This is a genomic window from Xanthomonas arboricola pv. populi (assembly GCF_002939945.1).
Taxonomy (GTDB): Bacteria; Pseudomonadota; Gammaproteobacteria; order Xanthomonadales; family Xanthomonadaceae; genus Xanthomonas; species Xanthomonas arboricola_A.
In genome coordinates this window covers 135,115-153,949 of sequence record NZ_MDEB01000001.1, presented here as the reverse complement: position 1 = coordinate 153,949, position 18,835 = coordinate 135,115, and the positions used below count along the sequence as shown (strand labels likewise).

Annotated in this window: 16 protein-coding genes; 6 read left to right on the top strand and 10 right to left on the bottom strand. The window is 66.7% G+C overall.

All coding sequences use genetic code 11. The features are described from left to right. Positions 1–148 precede the first annotated feature (148 nt). Positions 149–2,626, top strand: coding sequence for a membrane-bound PQQ-dependent dehydrogenase, glucose/quinate/shikimate family (locus XaplCFBP3123_RS00715; protein ID WP_104532378.1), 2,478 nt, complete (start codon positions 149–151; stop codon positions 2,624–2,626). Between the two features lie 190 nt (positions 2,627–2,816). Here XaplCFBP3123_RS00715 and XaplCFBP3123_RS00710 read toward each other — a convergent pair whose 3' ends face one another. Further along, positions 2,817–3,545 carry a hypothetical protein gene (locus XaplCFBP3123_RS00710; RefSeq protein ID WP_104532377.1) on the bottom strand — a complete coding sequence of 243 codons (729 nt, stop codon included), beginning with the start codon at positions 3,543–3,545 and terminating at the stop codon, positions 2,817–2,819. A gap of 197 nt (positions 3,546–3,742) precedes the next feature. Between XaplCFBP3123_RS00710 and XaplCFBP3123_RS00705 the strand changes: the two genes are divergently transcribed. Next, positions 3,743–4,831 (top strand): hypothetical protein, encoded by a 1,089-nt coding sequence (locus XaplCFBP3123_RS00705; RefSeq protein WP_104532376.1) that lies wholly within the window; start codon positions 3,743–3,745, stop codon positions 4,829–4,831. 150 nt (positions 4,832–4,981) lie between these two features. Here XaplCFBP3123_RS00705 and hutU read toward each other — a convergent pair whose 3' ends face one another. The 4 genes from hutU to hutI are packed head-to-tail and all read right to left on the bottom strand — an operon-like array spanning position 4,982 to position 10,300. After that, positions 4,982–6,649: a urocanate hydratase gene (gene hutU, locus XaplCFBP3123_RS00700; RefSeq protein ID WP_104532375.1), complete on the bottom strand. Its 1,668-nt coding sequence runs from the start codon at positions 6,647–6,649 to the stop codon at positions 4,982–4,984. Between the two features lie 16 nt (positions 6,650–6,665). Beyond that, a complete protein-coding gene (gene hutG, locus XaplCFBP3123_RS00695) occupies positions 6,666–7,526 on the bottom strand; it encodes an N-formylglutamate deformylase (protein ID WP_104532374.1) in 861 nt (286 codons plus the stop codon). 13 nt (positions 7,527–7,539) lie between these two features. Then, the gene (gene hutH / locus XaplCFBP3123_RS00690; RefSeq protein ID WP_104532373.1) at positions 7,540–9,081 is read right to left on the bottom strand and encodes a histidine ammonia-lyase; all 1,542 of its coding nucleotides are present in this window, start codon (positions 9,079–9,081) and stop codon (positions 7,540–7,542) included. A gap of 13 nt (positions 9,082–9,094) precedes the next feature. Further along, entirely contained in the window at positions 9,095–10,300 is a 1,206-nt protein-coding gene (hutI, locus tag XaplCFBP3123_RS00685) for an imidazolonepropionase (protein WP_104532372.1), read from the bottom strand. Between the two features lie 60 nt (positions 10,301–10,360). Here hutI and XaplCFBP3123_RS00680 point away from each other — a divergent pair, with 60 nt between their 5' ends. Both XaplCFBP3123_RS00680 and hutC read left to right on the top strand, forming a co-directional pair. Next, positions 10,361–11,731, top strand: coding sequence for a formimidoylglutamate deiminase (locus tag XaplCFBP3123_RS00680; protein WP_104532371.1), 1,371 nt, complete (start codon positions 10,361–10,363; stop codon positions 11,729–11,731). Positions 11,732–11,735: 4 nt separating this feature from the next. Continuing rightward, positions 11,736–12,509 carry a histidine utilization repressor gene (gene hutC / locus XaplCFBP3123_RS00675; protein ID WP_343125480.1) on the top strand — a complete coding sequence of 258 codons (774 nt, stop codon included), beginning with the start codon at positions 11,736–11,738 and terminating at the stop codon, positions 12,507–12,509. A 40-nt stretch (positions 12,510–12,549) separates the two neighbouring features. On the opposite strand, the gene XaplCFBP3123_RS00670 is transcribed toward hutC, so the two are convergent. The 3 genes from XaplCFBP3123_RS00670 to XaplCFBP3123_RS00660 all read right to left on the bottom strand — a co-directional run bounded on the left by XaplCFBP3123_RS00670 (position 12,550) and on the right by XaplCFBP3123_RS00660 (position 14,803). Next, entirely contained in the window at positions 12,550–13,557 is a 1,008-nt protein-coding gene (locus XaplCFBP3123_RS00670) for a restriction endonuclease (protein ID WP_172453028.1), read from the bottom strand. A gap of 232 nt (positions 13,558–13,789) precedes the next feature. Next, the gene (locus tag XaplCFBP3123_RS00665) at positions 13,790–14,344 is read right to left on the bottom strand and encodes a phasin family protein (RefSeq protein WP_104532369.1); all 555 of its coding nucleotides are present in this window, start codon (positions 14,342–14,344) and stop codon (positions 13,790–13,792) included. A gap of 183 nt (positions 14,345–14,527) precedes the next feature. Next, entirely contained in the window at positions 14,528–14,803 is a 276-nt protein-coding gene (locus tag XaplCFBP3123_RS00660; protein ID WP_102596972.1) for a polyhydroxyalkanoic acid system family protein, read from the bottom strand. 174 nt (positions 14,804–14,977) lie between these two features. Between XaplCFBP3123_RS00660 and XaplCFBP3123_RS00655 the strand changes: the two genes are divergently transcribed. Then, complete coding sequence (locus XaplCFBP3123_RS00655) at positions 14,978–15,787, top strand: FHA domain-containing protein (RefSeq protein ID WP_104532368.1); 810 nt, start codon at positions 14,978–14,980, stop codon at positions 15,785–15,787. Here XaplCFBP3123_RS00655 and msrQ read toward each other — a convergent pair. Together msrQ and msrP are read right to left on the bottom strand one after the other, a co-directional pair. Then, positions 15,729–16,385, bottom strand: coding sequence for a protein-methionine-sulfoxide reductase heme-binding subunit MsrQ (gene msrQ / locus XaplCFBP3123_RS00650; protein ID WP_104532367.1), 657 nt, complete (start codon positions 16,383–16,385; stop codon positions 15,729–15,731). The genes XaplCFBP3123_RS00655 and msrQ overlap by 59 nt on opposite strands. A 152-nt stretch (positions 16,386–16,537) precedes the next feature. Further along, on the bottom strand, positions 16,538–17,506 hold the full coding sequence (gene msrP, locus XaplCFBP3123_RS00645; protein ID WP_104532366.1) for a protein-methionine-sulfoxide reductase catalytic subunit MsrP: 969 nt from the start codon (positions 17,504–17,506) through the stop codon (positions 16,538–16,540). A gap of 178 nt (positions 17,507–17,684) precedes the next feature. On the opposite strand from msrP, the gene serC reads away from it, so the two are divergent. Continuing rightward, positions 17,685–18,770, top strand: coding sequence for a phosphoserine transaminase (gene serC / locus XaplCFBP3123_RS00640; protein ID WP_104532365.1), 1,086 nt, complete (start codon positions 17,685–17,687; stop codon positions 18,768–18,770). The last annotated feature ends 65 nt before the right edge of the window (positions 18,771–18,835 follow it).

Genomic DNA, 18,835 nt, shown 5'->3' with positions numbered 1-18,835 from the left:
CCGGCGTTTTTTATTGCACGCAGTGACATCTGCAACGCAGTGTTTTTCGACGGCGGTCGCAAAGAACGCGGTTTTTTCACCGCAGCGGGTCGAAGGTTGTTGGTGGTGCGGCGGCGTTGCGTCGCCGCAGATCGAAGAGGAACAACTGATGACGACATTGCATCGTCCTTCCCGTCGCGGCCATTGGGCGCTGGCGACGTTGGGAGGCGTGATTGGAGTGCTGGGCGCCGTATTGCTGGCAGGCGGCGTGTGGCTGGACGCGCTGGGCGGCTCCTGGTATTACGCGCCTGCGGGTGCGGCGTTGCTGATCGCCGGCGTGCTGCTGTTTCGCGGTCGCAATGCGGGCGCGTGGTGGTTTGCCGCAGTGGTGGCAGCGTCGTTGCTGTGGACATGGTGGGAGTCGGGCAGCGACTACTGGCGTTGGGTGCCGCGGCTGGGCTTGATCGTCGGCCTGGCGTTCGTGCTGGCGCTGCTGCTGCCGAAGTTGGAGCGCCCGGTGTCGCGTGCGGTATCGCGCAGCGTGGCCGGCGTCTTGGCAGCGGTGTTCGTGGTGGCCTTCGCGCTCGCCTTCGTGCCGTTTGGGGTGACCGAGGCCGATGGTGCGTTGGCACACGCCGCCGGCATGGCCGCGAGTCTGGTCAAGCGCAGCGCGTCTGCAGCGCCGGCCACCTCCGATGGACAGCCGGGCAATGCGCCTGCCGACGACGATTGGGCCGCGTATGGACGCAGCCAGGCGGGGCTGCGCTATTCGCCGCTGCAGCAGATCAACCGCGATAACGTTGCGCAATTGAAGCAGGCCTGGGTCTTCCACACCGGCGACCTGCCGAGCAAGCGCTGGGGTGCGGAAACCACGCCGCTGAAAGTAGGCGATAGCCTGTATCTGTGCACTGCGCGCAATCAGGTGATCGCGCTGGATGCATCCAGTGGCAAGGAGCGTTGGCGCTACGATCCCAAGGTCAAGGACGAGGCGATTCCGTATACGGCCGCCTGCCGTGGCGTGTCTTACTACCAGGTGCCGGCGGCAGCCAACGACGCCGCAGCGGCGGTGGCAGCGGAGGGGGCGCCGCTGTGCCGCACGCGCATCATCGAAGGCACGCTGGATGGCCGCCTGATCGCATTGGATGCGCGTAGCGGCAAGCCGTGCACGGACTTCGGCAACAACGGCCAGGTCGATATCACCGTCGGCATGGGGCAGACGCCGCCGGGCTATGTGTCGATCAATTCGCCGCCCGCCATCGTGCGGGGGGTGGTGGTCACCGGTCATCAGGTGCTGGATGGGCAGCAGCGTTACGAGCCGTCCGGCGTGATCGAAGGCTTCGATGCGGTGACCGGCCAATTGCGCTGGGCCTGGGACATGACCCACCCGGACTGGAACGGCGCACCGCCGCCTGGCCAGACCTGGACGCGTGGCACGCCAAACATGTGGACCACCGCCGCGGCCGACGAACAGCTGGGCTATGTGTATCTGCCGATGGGCAACTCCACCGCCGATTACTGGAGCAGCTCGCGCACGCTGCAGGAGAATCGTTATGCGACCTCGCTGGTGGCGCTGGATGTCACCACCGGCAAGCCGGTATGGAATTTCCAGACGACCCATATCGATGCCTGGGATTACGATCTGGGCTCGCAGCCGAGCCTGATCGACTTCCCCAAGGACGGCGTCAACGTGCCGGCGGTGTTGTTGCCGAGCAAGCAGGGCGAGTTGTACGTGCTGGATCGGCGTACCGGCAAGCCGCTGGTGGGCGTGGAAGAACGGGCAGTGCCAGGCGGTGGTGTGGAGCCGCAGATGCGTGCCAAGACGCAGCCGTTCTCGCTGTATCACAGCTTGCGCAAGCCGGATCTGACCGAGCGCGACATGTGGGGGATGACGCCGATCGATCAGCTGGTGTGCCGCATCCAGTTCCGCAAGGCCAGCTACAAGGGCATCTACACGCCGCCGGAAGCCGACCGCCATTCGATCGAATATCCCGGCTACAACGGCGGTTCGGATTGGGGCAGCGTGTCGGTGGATCCGCAGCGCGGCGTGATCGTGGCCAACTACAACGACATGCCCAACTACAACCTGCTGGTGCCGCGCGCCAAGGCCGACAAACTGGGCTGGGCGCCGCGCGATGAGGTGCGTGGCGATGCGGGTGGCGCAGAAGGTGCGGGCGATCCGCAGACCGGCACGCCATATGCGATCAACGTCAACGCCGGCTGGCGTTTGCCGTTCACCAAGCTGCTGTGCAAGCAGCCGCCGTATGGCGGCATCCGTGCAATCGATCTGGCCAGCGGCAAGACGCTATGGGACCGCCCGTTCGGCAGCGCGCGCGGCAATGGGCCGTTTGGCATCCACTCGGGTCTGCCGATCGAGATCGGCACGCCCAACAACGGCGGTTCGGTGGTGACGGCCAGTGGATTGATCTTTATTGCCGCAGCCACCGACGACCTGATCCGCGCCATCGATCTGGCCACCGGCAAGGAGCTGTGGCATGCCAAGCTGCCGGCCGGCGGCCAGGCCAACCCGATGGTCTACGCCTACGGCGGCCGCGAGTATCTGGTGATCATGGCCGGCGGCCACCATTTCATGGAGACGCCCGCAGGCGATGCCGTGGTGGCCTACGCGCTGCCGCAGAAGGCACCATGACGCACGCAGCGAGCGAACGGCTAGCTGAGGCTTGTTAGCCGTTCCCGACGCCTGAAACAAGAAAGCGCACCGCAAGCGGTGCGCTTTTTTTATGGGCAATTGCATCGTCGCCAGACAACGTACATCCACCTGTTGACCCAACAGAACCCCGCACCCGCGCTCTTACGATTCCCGATTCCCGATTCCCGAATCACCCGACCTTCGCGACGACCGCATCCTCCATCACGGCATCCCGCACATCCTGCGCCAGCGTCGCCTTGACGATGATCGAGCGGATGGCATCGGTGGCATCCGAGAGCGGCACATCGCTGCTTAGGCGCTGGAAGGTATCGCGGCTGTTGTAACCGGACCCGTCCTTCAGATAATGGTCGTACATCGACAGCAGGTCCTGGCAGGCGGTGATCAGCGCTGCGACGTTGCCGCGCAGCAAGGCATAACCGATCTGGTCGAAGCTGTGCAGGCAATCGGCCAGCCAGTGCAGGTCGTAGCGGGCCGTAGCCGGTTCCGGCGCAGTGTGGCCGCGGCTGTAGGCGCTGTAGCGGCGCAGGCTGCGTGCCACCCGTGCGACGTGCGCGAACAACGTACCGATCTCGTTGGCGATATCCAGCCGCTGCACCATCACCATCGGAATCACCTGGCTGTCAGCGGCAGGCGTCTGTTCGGCTGCCGTCTGTTCCTGCTGCTCCAGCGTTTGCTTGAGAACGGTGTAACTGCGCTGCAGCGACTCCAGTTCCAGCGCAATGGCGGCCGCGCGCGCCTTCGCCTGCGAGAGCGCGGCCCGGTAGCGGGCAAGACTGTCCTGCGTGCTGGCGAGCTGGCCGGATTCGGCGCGCAGCTGCCGGCCACGCACGAACGCCAGCACCGTGGCAATCAGTGCCCAGAGCGCGAATGCAGGCACCAGGTAGATCAAGATGCCCATGGAAATTCCTCGAAACGTTGCATACCTTGTCGGCCTGCACGCCGCGGACTTGAGGGCACTCGTCGAGAATGAGATGGGCGGCGACGTCCTCGCTTGCAACCTGAAGCCGGAAGGTTTCGCGCCCCCTGACGAAAGGCACGTGGCGAGCGATGTCCCGGCATGCTCAAATCAGCTCACTCGCCAGCCCGGAGCCTTGCATGCGCAGATGGATCGATCGCTGGCCGCCAACGCTGCGTAGCGTCCGCTCAGTCGGACTGATCTGGTCGTTGATGTGTGCCACTGTGCATGCCGCGCCCTCCATGCCGCCATCGACACCCGTGCAGGTGGCTTACAGCGAAGCCACGGATCTGTTCAACCTGTTGGATAACCTGTCGGACTGGTTGCCGGGCTTTACCGTGCCCGTGTATCGCAGTTATTTCGAAACCCATGGAGGGCTGGACCAGGCCGATCGTGCAGCACTTGTGGCCTATGCAGATTTCCGCCGCCGCACGTCGGGGCTGGCAAAGGACGACGATCTGGAGGTGCTCGACCGTGTGTTTGCGCCAGACGCCACCCGTGATGTGGATCCTTTCGCCCGGCATTTCCTCGGGAATGCGGGATTTGAGGCATCAGCGACTGCCGCCATTGCGGAGCAGGCGGCAGACGACCAGGCGATGTTGCGCGCGTATTTTGGCCGCTTCGTTCCGCGCGCCAGGCGGTTGGTCACCGTTGCACCGCGTTTCGAGCAGCAGGCGCGCGTGCTGAGCGAGGAGCTGTCCAACCCCGCCGTTTCGCGGTTGGCAGCGCAGATGCGGGATTTCTTTGCGGTGCCGGAGCCTGCGGTGTTCCAGGCAAGATTCGTCTGGTGGCCGGAACCGGACACCACCCAGGCCAAGGTACGCGGACGCACCATGCTGCTCTATTCGCAGCATGATGCGCTTGCCGGCACGGCCTCGATGGACTGGGCGCCGATCGTGTTGCACGAATTGAGTCACTACCTGTCTGCGGGGCAAGCATCTGCGCGTAAACGCATGCTCGCTGCAGACTTCGTGCGGCTGTGTCCGGGTGCGGCCAGCTTGCGTAACCCGCTCAACGCGCTGGAAGAGCCATTGGCGATCTATTGGGGACAGTATCGATTCGAGCAGGCGGTGCGCGGGCGTTCGCTGCCGTTTTCGTCGCAGTGGTATATCCAGGCCGACGGCGATCGCGCGGCGAAGGCGATCGCGGCGGCCTATCCCGCAAGCGGGGCAGCGCCGGTGCTCGATGACAGCGCATTGCTGGCTGCTGCTGCGTCGGCCTGCAGGTAGACAGTCATGGAACTGGAAGCCGCTGACGGACCGTAGCGGACAGTCGTCGCCTGCTGCGGACGATGCGCCCGAGACCGGTGATGTCCGCCTGCTAGATGCCGACAGCGTGCGGCGTGCACGCTGTCGGCGAGAGAGCTCGGCCGGGAATCCTCAGCCGAGAATGCCCGGCAAATCCAGGCCTTTTTCCCTCGCGCAGTCGGTGGCGATGGTGTAGCCGGCATCGGCGTGGCGCATCACGCCGGTGGCCGGGTCGTTCCAGAGCACGCGCTCCAGGCGCTTGTCGGCCGCCTCGCTGCCGTCGCAGACGATGACCATGCCGGCGTGCTGCGAGAAGCCCATGCCGACCCCGCCGCCGTGGTGTAGCGACACCCAGGTGGCACCGGAGGCGGTGTTGAGCAGCGCATTGAGCAGCGGCCAGTCGGAGACCGCATCCGAGCCATCGGCCATGGCTTCGGTTTCGCGGTTGGGCGAGGCCACGCTGCCCGAATCCAGGTGGTCGCGGCCGATCACCACCGGGGCCTTGAGCTCGCCGCTGCGCACCATCGCATTGAAGGCCAGGCCGAGCCGGTGGCGGTCGCCCAGGCCGACCCAGCAGATCCGCGCCGGCAAACCCTGGAAGGCGATCTTGTCGGCGGCCATGTCGAGCCAGCGGTGCAGATGCGCATCGTCGGGAATGAGTTCCTTGACCTTGGCATCGGTCCTGGCGATGTCGTCCGGATCGCCGCTGAGCGCGACCCAGCGGAACGGCCCGATCCCGCGGCAGAACAGCGGCCGGATGTAGGCGGGCACGAAGCCGGGAAAGTCGAACGCGTTGTCGACGCCTGCTTCCAGCGCCATCTGCCGCAGGTTGTTGCCGTAGTCGACGGTGGGCACGCCCAGGGCGTGGAAGGTGAGCATGGCGCGGACGTGGTTGGCCATCGCCTCGTGCGCAGCCGCTTCCACCTCCTTGGGTGCGGACACGCGCTTGGCGTCCCATTGCTCCACCGTCCAGCCCTGCGGCAGGTAGCCGTTGATCGGGTCGTGCGCGGAGGTCTGGTCGGTCAACAGGTCCGGCTTGACCCCACGTAGCAGCAGTTCGTCCAGCACGTCTGCGACATTGCCGAGCAGGCCGACCGATAGCGGTTTCTTCGCGCTGCACGATTCCTCGATCAGGCGCAGCGCTTCGTCCAGGTCGTCGGTCCAGGTGTCCAGATAGCCGGTGCGCAGGCGCATGTCGATGCTGGAACGGCGGCATTCCACCGCCAGGCACGAAGCGCCGGCCATCACCGCGGCCAGCGGCTGCGCGCCGCCCATGCCGCCCAGGCCTCCGGTGAACAACCAGCGCCCGGACAGATTGCCGCCGTAATGCTGGCGGCCCATCTCCACGAAGGTTTCGTAGGTGCCTTGCACGATGCCTTGCGCGCCGATGTAGATCCAGCTGCCCGCGGTCATCTGGCCGTACATCGCCAGACCCTTCTGATCGAGTTCGTTGAAGTGGTCCCAGTTGGCCCAGCGTGGCACCAGGTTGGAATTTGCGATCAGCACCCGTGGTGCATCGGCATGGGTGCGGAACACCCCGACCGGCTTGCCGGATTGCACCAGCAAGGTCTGGTCGTCGTCCAGGCGGGTGAGCGCGGCGACGATCGCATCGAAGGATTCCCAGTCGCGCGCGGCGCGGCCGATGCCGCCGTAGACCACCAGTTCCTGCGGACGCTCGGCCACATCCGGGTCCAGATTGTTCATCAGCATGCGCAGCGGCGCTTCGGTGAGCCAGCTCCTGGCGGTGAGCGTGGTGCCGGTGGCGGCGCGGATGACGCGGGTTGCATCGTGACGGGTCATGCCGGTTTCCTTGCAATCAACGGTGCGCCGCAGGCGGCGTGGTGTCGGAGGAGTGATCGGTGGCGTTGGCAAACCGCAGGCAGGCCAGCAGCACGTGACGCAGGACCGCACGCAGCGCGACCGCATGTGCGGGGAGCCATGGCGTGGGCCAGTTCTGCGGGGTGATCGCGTCCGGCTCGCGCATATAGCCGCGGCACGCCAGCTCCATCTGCAGCGCATGCACGCCATGCTCGGGCTGCGCGTAATGGCGGGTGATCCAGCCGCCCTTGAAGCGCCCGTTGCGCACGGTGCTCGAGCCGCTGCTGCGGCACAGCTGCTCCACGGCATCGGCCAGCGCCGGATCGCAACTGCGATCGTCGTTGCTGCCGATGTTGAACTGCGGTAGCTCGCCATCGAACAGATGCGGAATCTGCGAGCGGATCGAATGCGCGTCGTAGACCACGATCCTGGCGTGCTGCTCGCGCAGGCGTGCGATCTCGGCAGCGAGCGCAGCGTGATACGGGTCGAACCAGCGCGTGCGGCGCCAGGCGATCTGCGCCGGGTCCGGTTCGGCGCCGTCGGCATACAGCGGCTGGTTGTCGAAGGTGGTCAGCGGACACAGCCCGGTGGTGTTCTGGCCCGGATACAAGGACGCACCGCTGGGGTCGCGGTTGACGTCGACCACCGAGCGCGAGATCGCGGTGCGCACGGTGGTGACGCCCAGCGATTGCGCGAAGTCGTACAGCTGATGCACCCACCAATCGGCATCGCGGCGTGCCAGCCAGGGCGAGACGAACTGACCGACCACCTCGTCGGGCAGCTCGGTGCCGGTATGCGGGAAGCTGAGGATCAACGGCGCATCGCCGCGGTGGATGTCGAGCCAGGGCAGGGTGCTCATGCGGCGTCTCGCGTCATGCGTGCTGCTCCACACCTGGCAATGCCATGGCGACCGCCTGCGCGAGTGCGCCCGAACGCACCAACGCGCTGGCAGCCAGCATGTCGGGATGGAAATAGCGGTCGTCCTGCAAGGTGGACACCTGCGCGCGCAGCAACGCGCGTGCGGCTTCCAGCGCTGCGCTGGAGCGCAGCGGTGCATGGAAATCGCAGCCTTGCACGGCCGCCAGCAGTTCGATGCCGATCACGTGCGCGGCGTTTTCGGCCATCGCCAGCAAACGCCGCGCGCCATGCGCTGCCATCGACACGTGATCTTCCTGATTGGCCGAGGTCGGAATCGAATCGACACTGGCCGGATACGCGCGCTGTTTGTTCTCCGACACCAGCGCCGCAGCGGTGACCTGCGGAATCATGAAGCCGGAATTCAGACCCGGGCGCGGGGTGAGAAACGCCGGCAGGCCCGACAAGGCCGGGTCGACCAGCATTGCGGTGCGGCGTTCGCTGATCGAGCCGATTTCGCAGACTGCCATCGCCAGCATGTCGGCCGCGAAGGCCACCGGCTCGGCATGGAAGTTACCGCCGGACAAGGCCTCGCCGGTGTCGCTGAACACCAGTGGGTTATCCGAGACCCCATTGGCTTCGATCTCCAGGGTGCGTGCGGCCTGACGCATGATGTCCAGTGCCGCGCCCATCACCTGCGGCTGGCAGCGCAGACAGTACGGATCCTGCACGCGCACATCGCCCAGCCGGTGCGATTCGCGGATGCCCGAATCGGCCATCAGCGCGCGCAGTGCGGCAGCGGTGGCGATCTGCCCAGGCTGGCCGCGCAAGGCATGGATGCGCGCATCGAATGGCGTGTCCGAGCCCTTGGCCGCTTCCACCGACAGGGCGCCAGTGACCAGCGCGGCCTGCAGCACGGTTTCGATCTCGAACAAACCGGCCAATGCGCAGGCGGTGGAGAACTGGGTGCCGTTGAGCAGCGCCAGGCCTTCCTTGGCGCCCAGCACGCGCGGCTGCAACTGCGCCTGCGCAAGCGCGTCGGCCGCAGGCAGGCGTTGCCCGCCGACGAAGGCTTCGCCGACACCGATCATCGCCGCGGCCAGATGCGACAGCGGTGCCAGGTCGCCGGAGGCACCGACCGAGCCCTGGCAGGGCACCACCGGCGTGATGCCCAGGCGCAGCATCGCGTCCAGCAGTGCCAGCGTCTGCGGCTGCACGCCGGAGGCGCCCTGGGCCAGGCTGACGAGCTTGAGCGCCATCATCAGCCGCACCACCGGCACCGGCGTGGGCTCGCCGACGCCGGCGGCGTGCGATAGCACGATATTGCGCTGCAGGGTCTGCAGGTCGTCGCGCTCGATGCGCACGCTGGCCAGCTTGCCGAAGCCGGTATTGACACCATAGACCGGCTCGCCGCGCGCCACGATGGTCTCCACCGTCTGCGCGCTGCGCAGCACCGCGGCCGTGCAGGCCTTGTCCAGCACGACCTCGGCGCCGCGATACAGCGCACGCCACTGCGCCAGCGTGACCTGGCCGGGCTGCAAGACGATAGATGCACTCATGACGACTCCGGATTCAGCAGGAATGCCCGCGCCAGACGCGGGCATGAAGAGGATTGAAGCCCATGCGGTAGACCAGGTCGGCCGGCGCATCGATGTTCCAGATCGCCAGGTCGCAGTGCATGCCGACGCGCAGCCGGCCGAGTCGTTCGCTGCGCCCGAGCGCGCGTGCGGCTTCGCGGGTGAAACCGGCGATGCACTCGTCCACGGTCATGCGGAACAGCGTGGCGGCCATGTTCATCGCCAGCAATGGACTGGTCAGCGGCGAGGTGCCCGGATTGCAGTCGGTAGCCAGGGCCAGCGGCACGCCGGCGGCGCGCAACGCCGCGATCGGCGGCAGCTGGGTATCGCGGGTGAAATAGAACGCGCCCGGCAATAGCACCGCGACCGTGCCGGCGCCGGCCATCGCGGCAACGCCGGCGTGATCCAGATATTCGACGTGATCGGCCGACAATGCGCCATGGCGTGCGGCCAGTTGTGCCCCATGCCGGTTGCTCAGTTGCTCGGCGTGGATCTTGATGTCCAGGCCGTGTGCCTGCGCGGCGATGAAGACCTGTTCGGCCTGCGCGGGCGAGAACGCCAGATGCTCGCAGAACACGTCCACCGCCTCGGCCAGGCCTTGCGCGGCGATCGCCGGAATCATCTGCGTGCAGACGGCGTCGATATAGGTCTGCGCATCGCCGCCCGGCGGAACCGCATGCGCACCGAGGAAGGTCGGCACCACTTCGACCTTGCGCAGCGCAGCGAGCTGACGTGCCACGCGCAACTGCTTGGTTTCGTCCTCCAGCGTCAGCCCGTAACCGGATTTGATTTCCAGCGTGGTCACGCCCTCGGCGAGCATGGCGTCCAGGCGCGGCAGGCTGGCGGCCAGCAGCGCTGTGTCATCGGCGGCGCGGGTGGCACGCACCGTGGCCAGGATGCCGCCGCCGGCTGCGGCAATCTCGGCATAACTGGCACCGCGCAGGCGTTGCTCGAACTCGTTGGCGCGGTTGCCTGCGTACACAAGATGGGTATGGCAATCGATCAGGCCGGGGCCGATCCAGCGGCGCCGGCAATCGTGCGCAACGTCCGGCTTCAGTGCCGGGGCTTGCGTGGCCGGGCCGGCATAGACGATGCGGCCGTCCTGGCAGGCCAGAACGCCATCGTCCACGATGCCCAGGCCGCCATCGGGCGCGTCCAGGGTCATCAGCTGTGCGTTGTGCCAGAGGACGTCGCAATGCATGGCGCAGGCTCGTGGTGTCTGATATGTATATACAATAGAACCGGCAATCGAGGGTGTCCAGTGGCAGACCAACAGGTGCAGGCGTTGTGGGCAGCGCGGGCTCTCTTGCCCGATGGCTGGGCTGGTGATGTGCGGATCACGCTGGCGCAAGGGCGCATCGCCACGGTGCAGGCCGATCGCGCACGCGCTGCCACCGATACCCCGGTCGAGCTGCTGCTGCCTGGGCTGGGCAACCTGCATAGCCACGCGTTCCAGCGCGGCATGGCCGGCCTGTCTGAAGTGGGTGGGCGCAGCGGCGACAGTTTCTGGAGCTGGCGCGAGTTGATGTACCGCTTCGTCGACCGGCTCGATCCGGACAGCCTGCAGGCGATCGCCGAACAGGCCTATGTGGAGATGCTCGAAAGCGGCTTCACCCGCGTCGGCGAATTCCATTACCTGCACCACAGCCCCGGCGGCGCGGCGTATGCGCATGCCGGCGAAATGTCCGAGCGCATCGCCGCTGCCGCCGCCAACACCGGCATCGGGTTGACGCTGTTGCCGGTGTTCTATGCGCATTCGGATTTCGGTGGCGTCGCGCCCAGCGCAGCGCAGCGTCGCCTGATCCACGACATCGACGGTTTCGCGCGGTTGCTGGACGACTGCACGCGCAGCCTGAAAACATTGCCCGATGCCGTGCTTGGACTGGCGCCGCACAGCCTGCGCGCGGTCACGCCGGAGCAGCTGGCTGCGCTGGTGCCGCTCACCGATGGCCCGATCCATATCCATATCGCCGAGCAGCAGCGTGAGGTCGATGCCTGCCTGGCCTGGTCGGGCCAGCGCCCGGTGCAGTGGTTGCAGGCCAACGCGTCGGTGGATGCGCGCTGGTGCCTGGTGCATGCCACGCATGTGGACGCGAGCGAGCTGCAGGCCATCGCCGACAGCGGCGCGGCGGTCGGGCTGTGCCCGATCACCGAGGCGAATCTGGGCGATGGCGTGTTCCCGATGCAGGCATTTGCCGCTGCGGGCGGGCGCTTTGGCGTGGGCTCGGATTCGAATGTGTTGATCGACGCAGCCGAAGAACTGCGCTTGCTCGAATACGGCCAGCGTCTGCGGCTGCAGGCGCGCAATGTGCTGGCGCAGGCGGGCACCTCCAGCGGACGTTGGTTGTTCGACCGGGCGGGCGAGGGCGCGGCGCAGGCCTTGGGTATTGCCCGCAGCGGCATCCGTGTCGGTGCATCGGCCGACCTGCTGGAGCTGGACCCAGCCCATCCGGCGCTGCTGACGCGCAACGACGATGCGCTGCTGGATAGTTGGCTGTTCGCCGCGCGCGGCGGTGCCGTGCGCACCGTCTGGCGCGCCGGGCAACCGGTGGTGCGCGACGGGCGCCATGTGGATCGCGCGCGGATTGCCGCACGTTTTGCCGGTGTTCTGCGATCGCTGCTGAGTAAATGAGCGGATGCGCGCACAATGCGGGTCTGACCGGAGACCTGCTTTGACCGCCCCCCCCATCGCCGCGCCCGGCACCCTGCACCAACGCATCCGGCAGGATCTGGAACGCCGCATCCACAGTGGCGACTGGCCGCCCGGTCACCGCGTGCCGCCCGAACACGAACTGATGGCGCAATACGGCTGCTCGCGCATGACCGTGAACAAGGTGCTCGGCCTGCTCGCCGACGCCGGCATGATCGAACGCCGCCGCCGCACCGGCTCGTTCGTGGCGCGGCCGCATCCGCATCTGGAGCAGGCCGCGTTGTCGATTCCCGACATCGAAGTGGAAATGACCACGCGCGGCCACGTCTATCAGTTCTCGTTGTTGTCGCGGCGACTGCGCAACCTGCGCCTGCGCGTGCCACAGGAGCGTGTGCTGGGCAGCAGCGGCAAGGTGCTGGCGCTGGAAAGCGTGCACCTGGCAGACGGCAGTCCGTTCGCGCTGGAACAGCGGGTGATCGACATCACCACCGTGCCCGAGGCACTGCTGCAGCCGTTCACCGACGTGTCACCGGGCAGTTGGTTGTTGCGCAACGTGCCGTGGACGCGCGCCGAGCACCGCATCAGCGCCGTCAGTGCGGACGCCGCGCAAGCCGAACGCCTGCGGGTGGACGATGGCGCGGCCTGTCTGGTCATCGATCGCCACACCTGGCGCGGCGACCAGCCGGTTACCTACGTGCGTCAGTTGTTCCTGGGCGGATCCTACGACCTGGTGGCGCGGTTCGCGCCGGGAATGCGCTGACTCTCAAACGCCGCGCGCAGCGCATGGGGCGATGCGTGAATCAGATCGTCGTGCACTGCCGCCAGTGCACCGGTTCGTCCACGCCGGGGCGTGGATTGAGTTGCACACGCACGGTGCGCAGGTACGGGTAGCGCTGCAGTTCGCGGCAGATCAACGGCCACGCCGCAGCATCGTCAACCGAGCGATCCACCGCCAGCGTTGCCTGGGTGATCCAGATGCCGCGCACCAGGCCGGGCGTCTGTGCCAGTGCCTTTGAAACCTCGCGTTGAAAGCCCTGCATGGTCGCGGCATCCGGTTCGGCACCGCCTGTCAGTGGCATCGATGCGGGTGGCGCGGCTGTCGGCCGCGCCGCCTGCTGCGAAGTTGTGCCCTGCGCTGCCGGTGTCACAGCGACCGCTGCGGCAACGCGCGACGTTGCCACTACGGCAGCTGGTTGCTGCATTGGCGAAGGCGGCTCCGCCGGCTGCAATGCCAGCACAGCAACCAGCGCCAGGGTCGCCAGCGCTGCACCGGCAATGACGCTGTGACGGATGGCGCGACGGCGTGCCATGCCGACCACGCCGGTTTCCACATCGCCCGGCAGATACGGTTTGAGCAAGGGCCACAGGCGCACGCCATCCAGCACTTCGATGGACTGCCTCTTGGCGGCCGCCAAGCCTTCGCGCTCCATGCGGCCCTCGGTCACCATCACGCCGCCGCCTGCGCCGGCCAGCCGCGCCATTGCGCCCAGCTCGTTCACCGCTGCCACGCCGATGCGGTACCCGCGCCCGTGCTTGCAGGCCACCAGGCGCGTGCCTTGCTCGGTCTGCATCATGAAGTCGGTCGTCGGCAGGCCGTCCTGCGGCAGCTGGGTGGGGTGCCAGCCGCGTTGATCCTGCAGCATGCGCAGCACCACGGCGGAAAAGTCGCGCCAGTGCATGCCCGCCAACGCACTTATGCCTTCGCTGGCTTCGTTGGCACGGCGGCGCACCAGCCACACATAGACGCACACCGCCAGCCAGAGCAGCAGGGAAGCCACAAGCGCCACGATCCAGGAAGGCATGAGCATCGAGCGAAGGGATGGCGCGTATGACGAAGCGGTGCGCCTAGAAGAATCCTTCGCGGCAGATCCGTCAATGGATCGCGGGCGGCGATAACACGAGCCGTGATCCAGATAGCGAAAGACCCGCCAGTCCGAAGCCGTGAGGGGAGGGGAGCAAACGGACTTCGTATTACAGGACTGGCGGGTCCTTCCCGATTGTCTATAAAATCATGTTGCTTTGCAACATTACCCGGCTGGTTTATTCACCATCGAACGCGGTGCTGCTTGGACTGGAGCTGCTGCCGGCCGAGCCTGCGCCGGTGGTGTCACTGCTGGCGGCCTGCGCTGCCTGATTGGCGGTGCGGTTGGCGCGCTTGGTCGCGGCGGTATTGGCGCGCACCTGGGCCTTCAGCGATTCCACCTCGCGACGCAGGTTCTCCAGTTCGTCCTGCTCGGGGATGTTGAGCGTACGCAGCACGCCCTTGACGCGTTCGTCGAAGGCCTTGCCCAGCTTGTCCCAGCCGCGAACTGCAGTGTCGCGTGCCTGCTCGAATTGCGTTTCCACCTCCTCGCGCAGCTCATCGACACTTTCGGCCGCCTTGCGCTGGCCGCTGCGCTCGTAGGCTGCGCCTTCGCGCACCAGCGAATCGAACAACTTGCCACCCTCGCTCTGCACCCGTCCCAGTGCACCGAGCCCGGCCAGCCACACCGTCTGCGCCGATTCGCCGAGCCGGCGCGAAATCTGTTCCGCCTGCGCCTGGAAGCCGTGTGCTGCATCGTCGCGCTTGCCGTTCTGATCGTATCCGGTCGTCATGGAATGCTCCTGTGGGTTGCCAAAGTGACGTGGCCTTCACCCTAGTCCCGGCACTGCATCGAGCAGGTGAAGCACCCCCAGAGCATCCCCCTGCGATGAGCCACGCGGGTGACTTGTGGCTGAAGCACTGGCGCGGTCAAATCCAAACCGCGCGATCAGGCCCGCACCAACGACACCGCAGGCTCAGGCGAGTTTTTCGGCCAGCAGGCGACGGATCTCCGATTCCACCATCGGCTGCATCGCCGACAACAGGAAGCCGAGCTCGGCGGTGACATGGACCTGCTGCGGCAGCAGGGCGATCGCCCCATCCACGCCGGCACGTGCGATGCGCAAGGTATCGCCTTCCCAATGCGAGGCGACGCCGTAGCGATCGGTCAACTTGCGCGCCGCCGCGTCGATCGCTGCGCGGGCCTGGGCCGGCGACAAGGCATGGTCGTGGCGGATATCGATGCTGGACATGGGTTCCATGGGAAAGACGAAAGGAGCGCGCATTGTGCGCATGCGCGGGCCAGGCTCCAAGTGCGGCGCGCGCATGGCCGCGCAGCAACGACGCGTCGGCACTGTGCATGCGTCGGCTGGACGCCGGTCACGTTGTTGGCCGCTGCGCGGGACAAACCTGCTAGGCTGCGGCGGGTGCGCGATCTGCAAGTTCATTTCACCCACCGGCAGCAGCCGGATCATTCCCTCAAACCCGGCGTCCACCGGATCGTCCGTCATGCCTCCGGCAGCGTGCGGGTGGTTGCCGATGCGCAGGGTGCGCTGCTGTTGGCGCAGTTCTGCCTGGACCAGCGCGGGCTGTGGCTGCAGGTGGCCAACGGGATCCGCGGCATCCACGTCAACGGACGTCCGGTGCGGCGCATGGCGCTGCTGCGCCCCGGCGATGCGATCTACGCCGACGGCGTGGAGATGCTGCTGCGCAGTGCGCCGTCGAGCGCGCCGGCCAACGATGTTCCAGACGACGATGCCGGCCTGAGCGAGGTCTGCCTGCTGTTGCGCGGGCTGGGCGGCCGCCATCACGGGCGCAGCTTCACATTGGACCGCTCACGCCTGGTCGGCAGCGACCCGGCTGCGGACATCGTCATCGACGACCCGGCCTTCGCGGCGCAGCATGCGCGTCTGGAACGTCACGGCGACCGCGTGCTGATCCGCGATCTGGGCTCGGAAGAAGGCAGCTGGATCAACGGCGTGCAGGTGCGCGACGGTTGGCTGCAGGCCGGCGACCAGGTCGTGTTCGATGCGCGCCACCGCTTTGTCGTCGAAGTGCCGCGCACCCATCACGGCACCACCTGGGACATCCCCGAATCGGAGCCGTTGCCGCCACCACGCCCGCCCGGCGAACCGGCGCGTGTGCCGGTCAAGGTCGCGCGCTGGCCATGGCTGCTGCTCAGCGCGGTGTTGCTGGCGGCGGCGTTGAGCGCCTTGCTGTGGTTCGGCGCGCGCTGAGTTTTTTCCAGATCCGCCAGCCCAGCAGCACTGCCAGAATGCCGGCATACAGCGCCGGTTCGCGGATGTCGGATTTCACCAGCCACCAGAAGTGCAGCACCGCCAGCAGCCCGATCGGGTAGATCAGCATGTGCAGCCGGCCCCAGTTGCGCTTGAGTCGACGCATCCAGCCCTGGGTGGAGGTGATCGCCAGCGGCACCAGCAGCAGCCATGCCGCAAAGCCGACCGTGATGTAGGGACGCTTGAGGATCTCCTCGAAGATCTGCGTCCAGAAGCCGCGCAGATCCAGGCTCAGGTACGCCGCCAGATGCACGCTGGCGTAGAAGAACGCATACAGCCCGAGCATGCGCCGGAAGCGGATCAGCGTCGCCTGGCCGGTGAGCTGGCGCAGCGGCGTGATCGCCAGGGTGATCAACAGCAAGCGCAGCGCCCACAGCCCGGTGCGGTGCTCGATCTCGGCCACCGGATCGGCGCCCAGCGCGTCGCTGCCGGTTTGCCATACCTGCCAGAACTGCCAGCCGAGCAATGCGATCGGCGTCAGCGCGGCGACATGCACCAGGGTCTTGGCGGCGATCAGGGATGCGGACGTCTTGGCCATGCGATCTCGAAGAAGGAAGCGATGCCGCGCGGGCATGAAGCGCGCGCGGACATGAAACATAGGAGCGCACCCGGGCGCGACGGGCTTTGCTGGTAATGCCCGTCGCGCCCGGGTGCGCTCCTACGACAGGGCGATATCAGAGTGTTTGCGGCCTAGAACCACTTCTTCAGATCCATCCCCGCGTACAGCGAGGCGACCTGATCCGCGTAGCCGTTGAACGGCTTGGTCGCGATGCGCTCGGCGAACAGCTTGCTGGCGGTGCCGGCGATCCGGCGCTCGGTCTTCTGGCTCCAGCGTGGGTGATCCACCGCCGGATTGACGTTGGAAAAGAAGCCGTACTCGGAGGGCTGCAGATCGTGCCACGCGGTCTCGGGCATCTTCTCGACAAAGCGGATTTCCACGATCGACTTGATGCTCTTGAAGCCGTACTTCCATGGCACCACCAGCCGCAGCGGCGCGCCGTTCTGCTGCGGCAGCGGCTTGCCGTACAGGCCGGTGGCCAGCAGGGTCAGCGGATGCATCGCTTCGTCGATGCGCAGGCCCTCCCGATACGGCCAGTTGATCGAGCGGTAGCGCACACCCGGCATCTGCTGCGGATCGGCCAGCGTGGTGAACGCCACGTACTTGGCCTTGGAGGTCGGCGCGAAGCGCTTGAGCACCTCGCCCAGCGGCACGCCCGTCCACGGGATCACCATCGACCAGCCTTCCACGCAGCGCAGCCGGTAGATGCGTTCTTCTGCGCTGACGCCCTTGAGCAACTCGTCCAGCGACAGGCTACCGGGCTTTTCGCACTCGCCGCCGACCTTCACCGACCACGGCGACAGCTTCAGGGTCTTGGCGGCCTTGGACGGGTCGGTCTTGTCGGTGCCGAATTCGTAGAAATTGTTGTAGCTGGTGACGTCTTCCAGCCGGGTCAGTTCCTCGGCGGTACGGAAGCCGCTGCGCGCCTGCGCCGGCGTCACCACGGTCTTGGGCGGAGGCGGCGGATCGGCCTCGGCGCAGCCGGCCACGCCCAGCGCCGGGGTCAGCGCAAACAGCTGCAGCAGCCGGCGTCGGTCGCGGTAGACGGCCTCATCGGTGATCTCGCCGGACGGCGTCTTCAAGGCATCGCGAAGGGACATGGCTCGCTCCTGACAGTTGCTGCTGATGAGAATAACGGACCACGGTGATGGCGCTGCCGATGGCCTACGCGAACCATACGTCGATGCGGGTGAGAAGGATGCACATGCAACTTTTCTGCAGCGCTGCCAAGGCCGGTGCGCTGCGGCATACTAGAAGGCTAGCTCGACAAGGTGTGCCATGACACGCGCGTTCAATTTCAGTGCCGGCCCTGCGACATTGCCGGAATCGGTCCTGCGCCAGGCGCAGGAAGAGATGATCGAATGGAACGGCGTCGGCGCCTCGATCGTGGAAATCAGCCACCGCAGCGCCGATTTCATGGCCGTGGCGGCCGCGGCGGAAGCCGATCTGCGCACCCTGTTGTCGATTCCCGACGAGTACGCGGTGCTGTTCACCGCCGGTGGCGCCACGACCATCCAGGCGCTGCTGCCGCTGAATTTCGCCGCACCCGGCCAGGCCGCCGACTACGTGATCACCGGCCACTGGGGCAAGACCGCGATCAAGCAGGCGGCCACCTATGTGGATGCGCGCATCGCCGCAGACGGCCAGGCGGGCGGCTTCACCGACATTCCGCCGGTGGCCAGCTGGACCTTGTCACCGCACTCGGCCTACGTACACATCACCGCCAACGAGACCATCCACGGCGTCGAATTCCGCGATACGCCGGCGGTGGGCACGTTGCCGCTGTTTGCCGATTTCAGTTCGTCGATCGCCTCCGAACCGCTGGATGTGTCCCGCTACGGGCTGATCTATGCCGGCGCGCAGAAGAATCTGGGCCCGGTCGGTATCTCGGTACTGATCGTGCGGCGCGACCTGCTCGAACGCACCGGTCAGCCGCGCGCGGACATCTTCAATTACGCCTCGCATGCTGCCCGCGATTCGATGCTCAACACACCGCCGACCTGGAACTGGTATCTGCTTGGACTCACTGTGAAGTGGATGCTGGAGCAGGGCGGGGTGGAAGAGTTCGCCCGCCGCAACGCCGAAAAGGCCGCGCTGGTGTATGGCGCGATCGATGGCTCCGGCGGGTTCTACCGCAATCTGGTCACCCCTGCGGTGCGCTCGCGCATGAACATCCCGTTCTTCCTGGCCGATGAGCAGCTGGATGCCTTGTTCGTCAGCGAATCCAGGGCGGCCGGCCTGCTGGCGTTGAAGGGGCACAAGGCGGTCGGCGGTATCCGCGCTTCGCTCTACAACGCGATGCCGGTGGCGGGTGCGCAGGCGCTGGCGAGCTTCATGCACGACTTCCAGCAGCGTCACGGCTGAGTCTTCATTCGACCGCGGCGCATGCCGCGCAGGCGCACGCGCCGCAATTTCAAGGAATGCCGAGC

Bases quoted from the DNA above. Each gene is read 5' to 3' on its own strand.
- XaplCFBP3123_RS00715 (WP_104532378.1), top strand. From the start codon at position 149: ATGACGACATTGCATCGTCCTTCCCGTCGCGGCCATTGGGCGCTGGCG.
- XaplCFBP3123_RS00710 (WP_104532377.1), bottom strand. From the start codon at position 3,545: ATGGGCATCTTGATCTACCTGGTGCCTGCATTCGCGCTCTGGGCACTG.
- XaplCFBP3123_RS00705 (WP_104532376.1), top strand. From the start codon at position 3,743: ATGCGCAGATGGATCGATCGCTGGCCGCCAACGCTGCGTAGCGTCCGC.
- hutU (WP_104532375.1), bottom strand. From the start codon at position 6,649: ATGACCCGTCACGATGCAACCCGCGTCATCCGCGCCGCCACCGGCACC.
- hutG (WP_104532374.1), bottom strand. From the start codon at position 7,526: ATGAGCACCCTGCCCTGGCTCGACATCCACCGCGGCGATGCGCCGTTG.
- hutH (WP_104532373.1), bottom strand. From the start codon at position 9,081: ATGAGTGCATCTATCGTCTTGCAGCCCGGCCAGGTCACGCTGGCGCAG.
- hutI (WP_104532372.1), bottom strand. From the start codon at position 10,300: ATGCATTGCGACGTCCTCTGGCACAACGCACAGCTGATGACCCTGGAC.
- hutC (WP_343125480.1), top strand. From the start codon at position 11,736: ATGCGCGCACAATGCGGGTCTGACCGGAGACCTGCTTTGACCGCCCCC.
- XaplCFBP3123_RS00670 (WP_172453028.1), bottom strand. From the start codon at position 13,557: ATGCTCATGCCTTCCTGGATCGTGGCGCTTGTGGCTTCCCTGCTGCTC.
- XaplCFBP3123_RS00665 (WP_104532369.1), bottom strand. From the start codon at position 14,344: ATGACGACCGGATACGATCAGAACGGCAAGCGCGACGATGCAGCACAC.
- XaplCFBP3123_RS00660 (WP_102596972.1), bottom strand. From the start codon at position 14,803: ATGTCCAGCATCGATATCCGCCACGACCATGCCTTGTCGCCGGCCCAG.
- msrQ (WP_104532367.1), bottom strand. From the start codon at position 16,385: ATGGCCAAGACGTCCGCATCCCTGATCGCCGCCAAGACCCTGGTGCAT.
- msrP (WP_104532366.1), bottom strand. From the start codon at position 17,506: ATGTCCCTTCGCGATGCCTTGAAGACGCCGTCCGGCGAGATCACCGAT.
- serC (WP_104532365.1), top strand. From the start codon at position 17,685: ATGACACGCGCGTTCAATTTCAGTGCCGGCCCTGCGACATTGCCGGAA.